14 protein-coding genes and 1 tRNA gene are annotated in these 14353 nt (G+C 45.9%); 6 read left to right on the top strand and 9 right to left on the bottom strand.

The genetic code is table 11. The features are described from left to right. Positions 1 to 3 precede the first annotated feature (3 nt). From R7E29_RS09250 to R7E29_RS09240, 3 genes are all read left to right on the top strand, one after another. On the top strand, positions 4 to 378 hold the full coding sequence (locus R7E29_RS09250; RefSeq protein ID WP_258631112.1) for a VanZ family protein: 375 nt from the start codon (positions 4 to 6) through the stop codon (positions 376 to 378). Between the two features lie 21 nt (positions 379 to 399). Then, the gene (locus R7E29_RS09245) at positions 400 to 1035 is read left to right on the top strand and encodes a TetR/AcrR family transcriptional regulator (RefSeq protein WP_005381480.1); all 636 of its coding nucleotides are present in this window, start codon (positions 400 to 402) and stop codon (positions 1033 to 1035) included. 144 nt (positions 1036 to 1179) lie between these two features. Then, complete coding sequence (locus R7E29_RS09240) at positions 1180 to 2136, top strand: DHH family phosphoesterase (protein ID WP_182039315.1); 957 nt, start codon at positions 1180 to 1182, stop codon at positions 2134 to 2136. Positions 2137 to 2209: 73 nt separating this feature from the next. Here R7E29_RS09240 and R7E29_RS09235 read toward each other — a convergent pair whose 3' ends face one another. From R7E29_RS09235 to R7E29_RS09215, 5 genes are all read right to left on the bottom strand, one after another. Continuing rightward, positions 2210 to 3355 carry a murein hydrolase activator EnvC family protein gene (locus R7E29_RS09235; RefSeq protein WP_005381476.1) on the bottom strand — a complete coding sequence of 382 codons (1146 nt, stop codon included), beginning with the start codon at positions 3353 to 3355 and terminating at the stop codon, positions 2210 to 2212. A 27-nt stretch (positions 3356 to 3382) separates the two neighbouring features. Further along, positions 3383 to 4204: a serine O-acetyltransferase gene (cysE, locus tag R7E29_RS09230; RefSeq protein ID WP_005381475.1), complete on the bottom strand. Its 822-nt coding sequence runs from the start codon at positions 4202 to 4204 to the stop codon at positions 3383 to 3385. A 78-nt stretch (positions 4205 to 4282) separates the two neighbouring features. Then, positions 4283 to 5320, bottom strand: a complete 1038-nt coding sequence (gpsA, locus tag R7E29_RS09225) for an NAD(P)H-dependent glycerol-3-phosphate dehydrogenase (RefSeq protein WP_005381474.1) — start codon at positions 5318 to 5320, stop codon at positions 4283 to 4285. A 195-nt stretch (positions 5321 to 5515) separates the two neighbouring features. Then, a complete protein-coding gene (secB, locus tag R7E29_RS09220; RefSeq protein ID WP_005386410.1) occupies positions 5516 to 5980 on the bottom strand; it encodes a protein-export chaperone SecB in 465 nt (154 codons plus the stop codon). 225 nt (positions 5981 to 6205) lie between these two features. Continuing rightward, complete coding sequence (locus R7E29_RS09215; protein WP_005386415.1) at positions 6206 to 6640, bottom strand: rhodanese-like domain-containing protein; 435 nt, start codon at positions 6638 to 6640, stop codon at positions 6206 to 6208. Between the two features lie 547 nt (positions 6641 to 7187). Between R7E29_RS09215 and gpmM the strand changes: the two genes are divergently transcribed. Then, complete coding sequence (gene gpmM / locus R7E29_RS09210) at positions 7188 to 8720, top strand: 2,3-bisphosphoglycerate-independent phosphoglycerate mutase (RefSeq protein WP_132937284.1); 1533 nt, start codon at positions 7188 to 7190, stop codon at positions 8718 to 8720. Positions 8721 to 8806: 86 nt separating this feature from the next. Here the strand turns inward: gpmM and R7E29_RS09205 are convergent, their stop codons facing one another. From R7E29_RS09205 to rsgA, 4 genes are all read right to left on the bottom strand, one after another. Then, positions 8807 to 9694, bottom strand: coding sequence for a DMT family transporter (locus tag R7E29_RS09205; RefSeq protein ID WP_132937283.1), 888 nt, complete (start codon positions 9692 to 9694; stop codon positions 8807 to 8809). A 132-nt stretch (positions 9695 to 9826) separates the two neighbouring features. After that, a complete protein-coding gene (locus R7E29_RS09200; RefSeq protein WP_132937282.1) occupies positions 9827 to 11242 on the bottom strand; it encodes an SLC13 family permease in 1416 nt (471 codons plus the stop codon). 166 nt (positions 11243 to 11408) lie between these two features. Then, entirely contained in the window at positions 11409 to 12266 is an 858-nt protein-coding gene (asd, locus tag R7E29_RS09195; protein WP_005381465.1) for an archaetidylserine decarboxylase, read from the bottom strand. 116 nt (positions 12267 to 12382) lie between these two features. Next, entirely contained in the window at positions 12383 to 13447 is a 1065-nt protein-coding gene (rsgA, locus tag R7E29_RS09190) for a small ribosomal subunit biogenesis GTPase RsgA (protein ID WP_005386419.1), read from the bottom strand. Between the two features lie 129 nt (positions 13448 to 13576). Here rsgA and orn point away from each other — a divergent pair, with 129 nt between their 5' ends. Both orn and R7E29_RS09180 read left to right on the top strand, forming a co-directional pair. Next, a complete protein-coding gene (orn, locus tag R7E29_RS09185) occupies positions 13577 to 14122 on the top strand; it encodes an oligoribonuclease (RefSeq protein WP_017635574.1) in 546 nt (181 codons plus the stop codon). A gap of 156 nt (positions 14123 to 14278) precedes the next feature. After that, positions 14279 to 14351, top strand: a tRNA-Gly gene (locus R7E29_RS09180). Positions 14352 to 14353: the final 2 nt, after the last annotated feature.

The following is a 14353-nucleotide window of genomic DNA, read 5'->3' as shown; positions in this document are numbered from 1 at the left end:
CCAATGAACCTGACGGCTGCACGTTTCGTCATCTTTAGCTACGCCATATTGATCGCTTTTTTATCTCTGAGTTCAGGTGAACTGCAAGACTGGGGCAATATCGCGTATCTCGACAAAATGCAGCACGCTATGGCGTACAGCGGCTTTGCGTTTTTAGGTTGTTTTTGCGTGTGGCGTTGGCGTCAACGTTGGGCGGTGGCGATTAGTATTTTGCTATTCAGCGCCGTTATTGAGTGGTTGCAAGGGTATGTAGGGCGACAAACTTCTTGGTTAGACCTTTTCGCCAACTCAACTGGCATCTTAACTGGTCTGTTATGTTACCGTATTTGGAGCCTCTATCGACCTAGGTTGGTGAAGTCGCTATACTCGATTCGTTAATGAAGAGGGAACACGATAACAATGAAAACGCGCGACAAAATCGTCTACGCGGCACTGGAGTTGTTCAACCAACATGGTGAGCGCAACATCACCACCAATCACATTGCCGATCACATCGAAATTAGCCCTGGTAATCTGTATTACCACTTCCGCAATAAGCAAGAAATCGTTCGCGAGATCTTTGCGCTTTATTCAGCAGAACTTTTAGAAAGATTTACCCCTATTCAAGGTTCGCAAGAGAGCCTGACTATGCTGAAGAGCTACCTAGACTCTATTTTTACCTTGATGTGGAAATACCGCTTTTTCTACGCAAACTTACCAGAAATCTTGTCACGAGATGAACAGCTACACGAACAGTACATCGATGTGCAAGAGAAGCTGCAAGCGAACCTCATTGCTATTATGCAAGAGTTCGTAACGATGAAGCTGTTGAATGTCGATCAACAACAGTTGAAGTCATTGGTATGTACATTGCACTTGATTGCGTGTAGTTGGTTGGCGTATCAATCCGCGATGGCTTCAAAAACCAACATTACCGAGCAAATGGTGAAGCAAGGGATGTTGCAGATGCTTAATGTCGTTAAGCCATTAGCAACTGAGCAGGGCTTAGAGCAGCTACTGTTATTAGAAGATGCGGTTAGCAATCTACACAGTTAAACGTCAAACTGCTTAATATTTCGAGAGTCACTCTCATTTTCGAGTCGTGGCTCGAGTTGACTTGTCAAATATGCCACGCACAATAGTCCCATACGCTAAAAACCCTTGCAGGGATAAGATTCTCGATAAAGGAACTATCGCCCCATGAATTACGACATTTTTAATGGTGATGCTGATGGCATCATTGCTCTTCTACAATTGCGTTTGGCTGATCCTGTCGATGCCCAGTTAATAACCGGTGTAAAGCGCGACATCAAGCTGGTGGAAAAAGTAGACGTGCAAGCGGGTGATGAGCTGACTGTGTTAGACATTTCGATGGAAAAGAACATGGCAGGTCTAGAGCAAGCTTTGGCTCAAGGCGCGCACGTCTTTTACGCCGATCATCACAAAGCGGGCGACATTCCTCAGCATGGTAATTTGGATGCGCACATCGATCTCGATGCCAACATGTGCACGGCGTTGATTGTCGATAAGTTGCTTGATGGGCGTTTTCATGACTGGGCGATTACGGCGGCTTATGGCGATAACATGATTGCTAAAGCCGATGAGTTAGCGAATAACGCGGGCTTGTTGCAGCAACAGAAAGAGCAGCTAAAAGAGCTGGGTACTTTAATTAACTACAACGGCTACGGATCGAAGGTCGAAGATTTACACTTTCACCCTGCGGAGCTGTACCGAGCTTTGCTGAAGTACACGTCACCATTTGAAGCTATTGAAGATACGGCCTCGCCATACTACCAATTGCAATCGGCTTACCAACAAGACATGGAGGCGGCTCTCGCAGTGCCTGCCATGCATGAGAGTGGTAAGCTGAAGTTGTTTGAGTTACCAAACACGGCGGCATCACGCCGAATCAGTGGTGTTTATGGCAACTGGCTAGCAAACCAAACCCCTGACTCTGCGCATGCGGTACTTACTGAAAATGCAGATGGTACTTATACGGTTTCACTCCGCGCCCCATTAAACAATAAACAAGGTGCCGTTGCCGTGTGTGGTCAGTTCCCGACAGGTGGGGGGCGAGAGGCGGCGGCAGGAATCAACGCGTTAAGCAAAGATGATGTGCATGCTTTTATTGATGCGGTAGAAACCTACTACGCATAGCATTTTCCAAAACATGAATACAACAAAGGAGCCGAGTGGCTCCTTTTTTATGACAAGTCAATAAGTCAGATAATCAGCGCTTTAACCAAGATTTCGGATTCTGCGCTTCACTATTACGACGAATTTCGAAGTACAGCGATGGCCTGTCTTGACCGCCCGTATCACCCGCGAGAGCAATCACTTCGCCTGCGGTGACTCGATCGCCTTCTTTTTTAGTTAACGCTTGGTTGTAACCATAGAGGGTCATGTCACCTTTTCCGTGGTCGAGCAGTACCACTAAACCGTATCCGCGCAGATACTCAGCAAATACGACAGTACCAGGATAAACGGCTTTCACTTGTTGACCATAGTTGGCAGACAGCACCATGCCCTTCCAGTTTACCTGCCCGGTTTGTCGCGTACCAAAGTTGTGTAACACACTGCCTTTGAGTGGCCAAGGCAACTTACCGCGCTGTTTGCCGAGTCCGTCCATTGGCACCGCATTACGCTTCGCTGCTTTGGCGATCTCTGCTTTTAAACGGGTTTCGTTGCGTTGCAGCTCGGCTAAGTAGCGTTTGTCATTCTTGATACTGCTCTGAATTTTATTCAGGGTTTGCTTACGCTTGGATTGTGTACTCGCTAGCGCTGTACGTTTTTCGGATTGCTGCTTGAGCAGAGTCTCGATTTGCTCTTTTTCTAGCTCGAGCTGGTTTTTGTTGTGCGCTAATTCTTGGGTTATTTTGGTGATCGCATCAATCACTTCAGCACGTGCTTTAGCTAAATGCTGGAAGTATTGGCTCATGCGGTCTTCTTCCACACCTTGATTTAACAAGTGACCATTGGCCTTCGCTCGCTCGGTTACGTAATACGTTTGCAGCAGCTGTTTGAGTTCTTCTTCTTGCTCTTGACGCTGTGCTTCTTGCAAGGCAATTTTCTCTTCCAGGTTTTCTATGTTTTTGTCTGCTTGTGCGAGGTTAGACTTGGTTTGTCGTATTTCACGCTCAAGCTTAGAAATACCAAGCTCTTGATCTTTTAGTGATTTCTGTAACTCATTGAGCTGCTTTTCTTGGGAAGAGAGCGATTTGCGCTGACGGCTTATCTCACTGGATACGCCTTTGAGCTCTTGCTGACTCACAGCAGAGGAGGTAATGGGATAAGTGGCAGATAAAGCACAAGTTAATAAAATAGCCGAGCGTAGAACAGGGTGATTTTGTTTTCGCACTTGAGAGTTACCTACCACGTTGTTGTCAAAAAGGTTTGTTGACGATTAAATACCATCTCCATGGATAAAGCTTTGCGACTTGCCGTTAAAGCCTTGATCCATATCGAGAGAGGGTTTGTCCGTTTTTGGACGTCCGACGATTTTTGCAGGCACGCCAGCCACCGTTGTGTGAGGAGGCACGGCTTGCAATACCACAGAGCAAGATCCGATTTTCGCGCCTTCACCGACTTCGATATTGCCAAGAATCTTTGCACCAGCTCCGATCATTACGCCTTCGCGAATTTTCGGGTGACGATCACCGCATTCTTTACCAGTACCACCAAGGGTGACATCTTGCAGTATAGACACGTCGTTTTCGACCACGGCAGTTTCACCAATCACGATGCCTGTTGCATGGTCGAGCATGATACCACTACCAATGCGTGCTGCAGGGTGAATATCGACCTGACATGCTACCGAAATCTGATTTTGTAGGTAAGTCGCAAGAGCGTGACGACCTTGCTTCCACAGCCAGTTTGCTACTCGGTAGCCTTGCAGTGCGTGATAGCCTTTTAGGTACAGCAATGGCATTGAGTACATTGAAACAGCAGGGTCGCGATTGACCGTGGCACAAATATCACAAGCCGCGCCGTCAGTGATGGTTGGATCAGCTGCAAAGGCTTCTTCAACCACTTCACGTACAGCCATCGCTGGCATGGAAGCGGTGTTCAATTTATTAGCCAGAATATAACTCAGAGCGGCACACAAACTTTCATGCTTGATAATGGTGGCATGATAGAAGCTCGCCAGCATAGGCTCTTGTTCTGACATTTCACGGGCTTCTGAGACAATTTTGTTCCAGACTTTTTGTTTTTCGCAGTGTTTCATTCTCAATATCCAGAGTGGTTCTTCCGTGACCCGACAACTTCAATTTTTCTCAGATGAGCTGCAAAGGGCGGTAGATTGCTACTTTCCTTCGGCTTTTTTGTCACGAGCAAGTAAATCTTGCGCTGCTAAGCGCGCATCTTTTCCTTGATACAATACTTGATAAATTTGATCAACTATCGGCATCTCAACACCCATACGTTGAGAAAGTAGCCATACTTCTTTTGTATTGCGGTAACCCTCAACCACTTGACCAATTTCTTCTTGAGCCGTATCAACGTCTTTACCTTGGCCTAATGCCAAGCCAAAGCGTCGGTTACGTGATTGGTTATCGGTACATGTCAGGACAAGATCGCCTAAACCCGCCATGCCCATAAAGGTTTCTGGCTGTGCACCCAGCGCAGCACCAAGGCGACTCATTTCAGCCAAGCCACGAGTAATTAATGCAGTACGGGCGTTGGCGCCAAAACCGATACCATCAGACATACCTGCACCAATCGCAATAACGTTTTTCACAGCGCCGCCCAATTGCATACCAATAAAGTCACTATTGGCGTATACGCGGAAGGTTTTGCTACAGTGGATTTTTTCTTGTAGATCCGCAACAAATTCAGAATCTGGAGACGCAACAGAGATTGCAGTCGGCATACCCATTGCGAGCTCTTTCGCAAACGTTGGGCCAGACAATACTGCTAGTGAGTAGTTTTCACCGATAATGTCATAAGCGACGTCTTTCAGCAGGCGCCCCGTTTCAGGTTCAAGCCCTTTGGTTGCCCAACAGATGCGAGAGTCTTCGCGCAAGAATGGTTTACAGCTGTTTAGCACGATGCCAAAGACATGGCTTGGAACCACAACCAACAAATCTCGGCTTGCTTGAACGGCTTTTTCTAAATCCGATTCAATGATCAAGCTTTCAGGGAAATCAACACCTGGTAAGAAGGCATGGTTAGCTCGGTCTGCTTCTAGGCGAGCCATGTGCTCTGGCTCGTGTCCCCAAAGGACAACGTTCGCGCCGTTACGAGCGAGTGAGATCGCCAAAGAGGTGCCGTATGAGCCTGCGCCAATCACAGTCATTGCGATGTCTTTACCGTAAGCATTGTTTGTATTTGCTTGTGTCATGCTACCGCCTAATTGTCTTGCTACTAGTAGAATCTAGTTCCTAATCGTCAAATTTTACGCCTTCTGGCGATTAGGAACTAGGAACTTTTGTCAGAAATAAAAAATGCACATTGCATCGGATGGTAGACGCTCTGTGCATTTTATTTGATTCGGTGACGTCAGCACTGTGGCTATTCGTCACTTATAAAACGTGAATTACGCTTCAGCTTCGCCTTGTTGAGCTTGCTGTTGTAGGTAGTTCATGAATAGCGCGTCAAAGTTTACTGGCGCTAGGTTCAGTTGAGGGAACGTACCTTTAACGACTAGGCTTGAGATAGTTTCACGAGCGTATGGGAATAGGATGTTCGGGCAGAATGCGCCTAGGCAATGTGCAAGTTGACCAGCTTCCATTTGTTCAGCAGTGAAGATACCACCTTGTTGAACTTCACATAGGAACGCAGTCTCTTCTTCGTTCTTCACAGTAACGGTTAGGCGTAGAACAACTTCGTAAACGCCTTCACCAAGCTCACGGCTTTGAGTGTCTAGGTCTAGTTTAACGTCTGGGTTCCACTCTTTCTGGAAAATTACTGGAGAGTTCGGCGCTTCAAAAGAAACGTCTTTTAGGAAGATGCGTTGAATTGCGAAGTTTTGTTGTGCGTCTTGAGGTGCTGCTTCAGCCATTTTTTAATCCTTAAATCAATATTTGTTGAGCTTAGAAACGTCTAAGCTCAGAAAACTGGTATGTCCTGAGACTAACTGAGCCAATCTACCTTGACTAGATGAAGCGTGTATTACGTGCAAAGCGTCACAACTTAGTGCTCCAACTGCTTTCAATTTGCTCAGTTTTTTGTCCGCGAGGCTTGGTAAAAGCGCGTTTAAACGCGAACTTTCGTTCTTGCCACGTTCCTACTTCTTACCGCGAACTAACGGCAGGTTCGCTTCGTTCCACGCAATCAAACCATTTTTTAGTAGGCTCACGTTTTCGAAGCCTGCTTTTACTAGTAGGTTTGCGCTTTCTTGAGCGGTCTGTCCTGTCTTACATACCACAATGATTGGGTCTGATTTGTGGTTTTCAAGGCTACCCAAGTTACCCGCTTTGATGTCTGACGGTAAAATGTGAAGTGAGTCGGTGATATGACCTTTTTTGAACTCGTCTTTGGTTCGGATATCCACTACAACGCCGTTTTCACGGTTCATAAGATGAGTCAGTTGGTTTACGTTGATTTCTTTGTATGCGGCTGTCGCTGACTTCACGATGTTCATGATAAAGGCGACAAGAAGACCTACCCAAACCAAAGATAGAATCATGTTCTGTTGGAAAAATTCAATGTACTCTTGCATGTCTTGAGCTCTTACGCTGTTGGCGGAAAAATAAAGCAGGAGTATAGCGAGGTTACGGCTCTTAGGCGAGAGGGTTAAAATTTTCTAACGAATAATTGAGATCTCTATAAACCCGTTATGCCCTTACTATCCGTACATTTTGCTCTGGTAGCTTGATTGTTTTTGCCTATTGGACTTATCGGTTTAAGTGACTTCTGTTTTACTGAGAAAAGAGAACAATAGGTATTAACCCATCTTGTTTGATGTTGCTTTAAATTAGCGCTGTTTCAAGTGCAAAAATAAGAATGAGAAGCGTAAGAAAACCGAACTTAGACTGGGGTGTACAAAGCGTATTAGAAATGACTATGCTTGTGGAACACGATTGTCGGCACTGACTCGTTGTTCGCTTAACTTGTAAGATAGCAACAATAAATCGCAAACATTATTTGATCTTAACCTACAGTTTTGGTTAAAAAGTGTAGTAAAATTACGCTAGTTTTGTTTCAAGGTTAGATAGGGCAGCGAGGCCCTACGCCAAAAGTTACTTAAATTTGATGAGGTCATCACTATGTCAGCTAAGAAGCCATTGGCTCTAGTTATCCTTGACGGTTACGGTTACCGTGAAGACACAGCAAGTAACGCAATTGCGAATGCGAAAACACCAGTAATGGATGCTCTGATTGCGAATAACCCACACACATTAATCTCTGCTTCAGGCATGGATGTTGGCCTTCCTGATGGTCAAATGGGTAACTCTGAAGTTGGTCACACTAACATTGGTGCAGGCCGCGTTGTATACCAAGACCTGACTCGTATCACTAAATCAATTGCTGATGGTGAGTTCGAACAAACGCCTGCGCTAGTTGAAGCAATCGACTCTGCTGTGAAAGCTGAAAAAGCAGTACACATCATGGGCCTGATGTCTCCAGGCGGTGTTCACTCTCACGAAGACCACATTTACGCAGCAGTTGAAATGGCAGCGGCGCGTGGCGCAGAGAAAATCTACCTACACTGCTTCCTAGACGGCCGTGACACACCACCACGTAGTGCTGAAAACTCACTACAACGTTTCCAAGACCTATTTGCGAAACTAGGTAAAGGCCGCGTTGCTTCTCTAGTAGGTCGTTACTACGCAATGGACCGTGACAACAACTGGGATCGCGTCCAAGTTGCTTACGATCTTCTAACTCAAGCTAAAGCTGAGTTCACAGCAGAAACGGCAGTTGCAGGTCTAGAAGCGGCTTACGCTCGTGAAGAAAACGACGAATTCGTTAAAGCAACAGCTATCAAAGCAGAAGGTCAAGAAGACGCAATCATGCAAGATGGCGATGCGGTTATCTTCATGAACTACCGTGCTGACCGTGCACGTCAAATCACTCGTGCATTCGTTCCTGCATTTGACGGTTTTGAGCGTGCAGCATTCCCAGCAATTAACTTTGTGATGCTGACTCAATACGCGGCTGATATCCCTCTAGCTATCGCATTCCCACCTGCGTCTCTAGAAAACACTTACGGTGAGTGGCTATCTAAACAAGGTCAAACTCAGCTACGTATCTCTGAAACAGAGAAATACGCACACGTGACTTTCTTCTTCAACGGTGGTGTTGAGAACGAATTCGAAGGCGAAGAGCGTCAATTGGTTGCTTCACCAAAAGTTGCAACGTACGACATGCAGCCTGAAATGAGCTCTCCAGAACTAACAGAGAAGATGGTTGCGGCTATCAAGTCTGGTAAGTTCGATACCATCATCTGTAACTACCCGAACGCAGATATGGTTGGTCACACTGGCGTTTATGAAGCGGCTGAGAAAGCAATCGAAGCTCTAGATGAAAGCGTGGGTAAAGTGGTTGAAGCAATCAAAGAAGTTGGCGGTCAACTATTGATCACTGCGGACCACGGTAACGCGGAAATGATGATCGACCCTGAAACTGGCGGCATCCACACTGCTCACACTAACCTACCAGTGCCTCTAATCTATGTAGGTGACAAAGCGGTTGAATTCAAAGAAGGCGGTAAACTGTCTGACCTTGCACCAACCATGCTTTCTCTAGCTGGTCTAGAAATCCCAGCAGAAATGACGGGTGAAGTATTAGTTAAATAAATAATTAACTAACGGCTCCGAATGACAAAAGCCCGAGTTTAAACTCGGGCTTTTTTGTATCTGGCAATAAGGGCTGGTCTGTAAGGTTACTGAACCAAAATGCCCGCACCAATCACAGCTAGGGCTGCGCCCAACCATGCAAATCGGTTTGGTCGGCGTTTAGTGTAAATCCAGAGCAGTGGTAGCAACATAATTGGCGTGGTTGAAGATAGAAGTGCAACCATACCTACATTTCCTTCTTGCAGTGCGTATAAGATTAGCGTCATGCCGACGGCCATCGCCAAGAAACCATTAAGCGCAGTAATACCAAATATGCGCCAAGTAATGTGTTGCGTCGAGCGAGCGACTTTGACTCCTAGAATTAACAACATGCTGTGGGCGAAAAAGGCACTGATCATTCGAATAGCAGAAGCCGCAACTGGGTCAATACTGGTTTGCATTACTGGCTTGGCGATGATGCCGCCCAATGCTTGGCACATTGCTGCGGTTAAGCCAAGTCCAATACCCACCCAGATGTTACCTTTAATGTCTTCCAAGACGTTATTCACTTGACCTCTTCGGCCAAAGAATATCGCCATCACCACGCCGCTAAATACCAATGATGCGCCCAGTAGTTCTATTGTGGTCATGACTTCGCTAAATAAGAAGTAGCCCAAGATGGCAGAGAACACGGCGTGGCAAGAGAAGAGTAACCCGGCTTGTCTTGGCCCCATACGATTCAAACACGCGAATAGAGCGGTATCGCCAATAAAAATACCAATCAGTCCTGAGGCCATCATTGGCGTTACATGTTCCCAAGAAACCGTTAACCAGCCGCCAGTTATCCAGGCCATTGTTGATAAGATCACGGCTGTGCAGCCCATACGCCAGCGGCTGTAAGAAAATGCGCCTAGGTGTTGTGCAGGAATGACCGAAATTAGGCTAGAAACTGCCCACAGAAAAGCGGAGCATAAAGCAAGCCATTCGTAACCCATGATGTGTCGACGTCCTTGTAGAGTAGAGGAGTCTTAATATGCACGAAATTTATGGGATGTAAAAGCCGCTCTGTAAGGGCAGTAGCTGGAGAGCAGCTCCATGACAACACGCTTTTTCATGGAGCTCTTCGATTAAAACAGTACCAAAACTGCGCCATACACGATAAGTAGACCAATCAAACCAAGAATCAGCCCCACTTTCGCCATGTCTTTGCTCTCGATGAGGCCTGTTGAATAAGCCAAAGAGTTTGGTGGTGTGGAAACCGGTAAGATCATGCCAAGTGATGCGGAGAAGGCGACGACAACAAGTAAACCTTGTAGGCCACCAACCGCAATAAGGCTTGGCATGGATGTACCAATAGCGGCAGCAATAGGCATCAATAAGTTTGCTGTTGCGGTATTAGACATAAAGTTCGCCATTAACCAACACACTACTGATAGGGCTAAAACAACGGCAAATGGTGATAGCAGGCTGTAATCAATGGCGTGCGCTAATGCTTCGGCTAAGCCCGTTTTGTCTAAGGCAATGCCAATTGCTATACCACCGGCAACTAGCCATAAAACATCCCAGTTAATCAGCTTGAGTTCTTCTTTGCCCATAATGCCCGTTAAGGTGAAGACCGCAAGCGGGATAATCGCAACAACATACGTGTTCATGCCGTGCACTTTTGTCGTCATCCAAAGCACAATGGTTAGTGCAAAAGTGATGTAGACGACGATCGCGCGCCAGCTCCTTTTGAATGTACCATCTAGCTTTAGTTTCATTTCTGGTTCGCTAGACGGAAACAGCTTTTGCAACAAGAACCAAGCTACAGTGAGTTGTACCAACACAAATGGTAGACCCATTGTCATCCACGATAGGAAGTCTATCGCGTTTTCCCCAGTGAGATATTGAAGCGCTATCGCATTAGGTGGCGTGCCTATCGGAGTCGCAATGCCGCCTGTATTCGCGGCAATTGGAATGCACAGCACCAGCGCTTTAATCCCTAAATCCCCTTTAGGTGCTGAAGCGACGATGGGGCCAAGCAGGGCTAGCATCATCACGGTCGTGGCAGTATTGGACATAAACATTGAAAAAACGGCGGTAATTAACATCAAGCCCAGCATGATGAACTTAGGTTGGGTGCCGAATGGTTTTAATAGTACTCGGGCGAGGTTGTTGTCGAGCTCGTATTTGGAAGCCGCAATCGCGAGAGCAAAACCACCCATAAAAAGAATAATGATCGGTGAAGAGAAGGCCGAGAAAATATCGGTGTAAGCAATTAACTCTCCTAAATCATGCCCCGCTGGTGGATTGCGAAATAGATGCAAACCTTTATCCGATATCATGATCAGTTCAAGAGCGATAATAAAAATGGACGTAGCAAAAACGGGAACCGGCTCGAGAACCCAAAGTAGGGCAGCAAGAAGAAAAATAGCCAACAGGCGATGCTGAATTAAAGTGAGATCGTCAATAGGAATAGCATCGATCGGCATCATCAAAACACCAAGCGGAATTAAAAAGCACACCAGCAATTTCGCCAACGTGTTTACACTCATCTTTGGCATTGGCTGCCCCTCTAAATATTCATTCTAAGCGCAGGATAATTGATTGTGGAATGAGGGTCTTAGAGGCAGGTATGAGTTTGAGAAATAGAGGCTAAATTTCGAACGGAGTTTTGCTTTTTATCAATAAAAAGAGCCCTTAATAAAGGGCTCTTTAACGGAGTTTTGCTTATTTTTTCAAGGCGTAAGGTGTGCCCATAACGGTTGGCTTACCGTTTTCCATGCTTGCGTCAAACTCAATCGCGTCTTTGGCAAACAGGTTAATAACAGTAGAACCCAGTTTGAAGCGGCCCATCTCTTCGCCTTTTTTCAAGATCACGGCCTTGTCACCCTCTGCTGGGTAATCCCATTTGTAGACAGTGTTTCCACGAGGCGGAGTGATCGTGCCAGCCCATACTTGCTCAATGCTACCAACAATTGTCGCACCAACAAGCACCTGTGCCATTGGACCAAACTCAGTATCGAAGATACACACCACACGCTCGTTACGTGCAAATAGGTTCGGTACGTTTTCTGCTGTCAGAGGGTTTACTGAGAACAGGTCACCTGGTACGTAAATCATTTGGCGCAGAGTGCCGTCACATGGCATGTGTACACGGTGGTAATCGCGCGGAGATAGGTACAATGTTGCAAAAGAACCATCTTTAAATTCGTCAGCTAAATTCGCGTCACCGCCCAGCAATTCTTGTGCTGAGAAGTGATGACCTTTTGCTTGGATAAGTTGACCATCTTCAATAGGGCCAAACTGGCTAACACAAGCGTCGGCTGGATGAGTGATGACGTTTTCGCCTTCAGAAATTGGGCGTGCGCCTTCTTTTAGCTCACGAACGAAAAACTCGTTGAACGTTTTAAAATGCTTAGGATCTGAGTGCTTTGCCTCATCCATATTCACATTGTATTGTTTGATAAACCAACGAATAACTGCTGTTGTTAGACCGCCAGCTTTTGCTGAAGCCAGTTTACCCATTAGGCGAGTGAGGCCGTGTTGTGGGATCCAGTACTGCAGTCCAACTTTAAACTTGTCCATCTTTAATTCCGATACTTCTGTTAGATTCGCGCTTTAGGGCGCGTGATGTTACTGAAATTTAATTTGCTTGTCAGTATTAGGTGAAGACTTTTTACACAGTTACAGCCTTAACTCAATTACAGATCGGCTTTTTTATTACGTGAATACTGACGATTTGCTTTGTTTTCAACCATGCTTTCCAAAATGCGATGATAGTTTTCAAAGCGAGTTTCGTTAATTTCCCCGTTCTCGACAGCTTCGCGTAGAAGGCAGCCTGGGTCATCATTGTGTTTACAATCTCGGAACTTGCAACCGCCTAAATATGGTCGAAATTCAACGAATGCTTTTGTTACTTCTTCTGCTTCCAAATGCCAAAGACCAAATTCACGTACTCCAGGTGAGTCGATCAAATCGCCACCCGTTGGAATGTGGTATAAACGTGCAGCCGTCGTGGTGTGTTGGCCCAAGCCAGAGTTCTCAGAGACTTCGCCTTCTTCCACTTCGCTCTCTAGTTCCGGCATTAACGCATTGACTAAGCTGGATTTCCCTACGCCTGATTGACCAACAAAGATGTTAATTCGATCACGCAGTAGGGTTTCTAGTTCAGCAATGCCTTCTCCAGACTTCTTGCTGACCAGAAGCACTTTATAGCCAATACGTTCATATTCTTTGAGCCATTCTTCATACATTGCACGGTCATCGGCTTCTAGAAGGTCGACCTTATTTAAGACCAACAATGGCGCAATATTCAGTGTTTCTGATGCAACGAGATAGCGGTCAATAATATTTAGCGATAGCTCTGGTAATACCGAAGAGACAATGACCATTTGATCAATATTGGCTGCAACGGGTTTTAGACCATCGTAATAATCTGGACGAGTGAGCACTGAAGAGCGAGGTTCTACCGCTTCAACAACACCAGAGATGCCCGCCATAGACTCCAATCCTTCGCGCCATAAAACACGATCGCCAGATACTAGAGACTCAATACCACGGCGGAGGTTACAGCGTTGAATTTCGCCTGTTTCAAGGTCTTCAATGTCCGCGTGCTGACCAAAACGAGTGATCACGAGACCTTGCTTGCTGGCGCCTAGCATGTTTTCATCCCACTGGATGGAATCTTCTTGCTTCTTCAAACGCTTTTGTTGGTTGCTACGTACGCGTCGCACCTGACCTTTGGTTAACTTTTTCTTCTTTGCCACAATTCTGTACTTTATGTGAATTTACTCAAATGGTTGAGCCGTACTCTTGGCTCCGTGTATGAGTATCGTGTTTCTCGTATTTTGAGGTATAGTACCTCTTTTATCGATAAACAAATAGGCGGCGTAACCATGTCCTTTAGCGATCAAAACCTAATTTGGGTTGATTTAGAGATGACAGGGCTTGATCCTGAAACGCACAAAATCATCGAAATTGCTTCTATTGTCACGGATAGCGAACTAAATATTTTGGCTGAAGGTCCAGTGTTAGCGATTCATCAGCCGGAAGAAGAACTGGCGAAAATGGACGACTGGTGTACTAATACGCATACGGCAAGCGGTTTGGTGGAGCGCGTTCGAAACAGTCAAATCTCAGAACAAGACGCAGTCGCACAAACCATTGAATTTTTAGAAAAATGGGTGCCAAAAGGGGCGTCGCCAATATGTGGTAACAGCATTGGGCAGGATCGCCGCTTTTTATACAAGCATATGCCTGAGTTGGAAGAGTTCTTCCATTACCGATATGTTGACGTTAGTACTCTTAAAGAACTAGCACGTCGCTGGCAACCTGAGGTGCTAAATGGGTTCACAAAACAGGGAACACATTTGGCCTTGGACGACATTCGTGAGTCCATCGCAGAACTTAAGTACTATCGAGGTACTATTTTCAAGATTTAACTGTTAAGGTTGCGATCCAAATTGTTGTAATTTATATCGCTTTTGATTGCTTTTTCGTCGTTCAGTAAAAAAATAAAGTTTTTTTGAAGGAAGGACTTGCATCACAAAAAAATGCTCTTATAATTCGCAGCCCTAAACAGCGGAAACGTTGTTGATGCGACACTAGCTCAGTTGGTAGAGCGCAACCTTGCCAAGGTTGAGGTCACGAGTTCGAACCTCGTGTGTCGCTCC

The organism is Vibrio sp. Vb1729 (genome assembly GCF_033338655.1).
GTDB lineage: Bacteria > Pseudomonadota > Gammaproteobacteria > Enterobacterales > Vibrionaceae > Vibrio > Vibrio alginolyticus.
The sequence above is the reverse complement of the archived record's forward strand: the minus strand, read 5'-3'. Positions and strand labels throughout refer to the sequence as shown.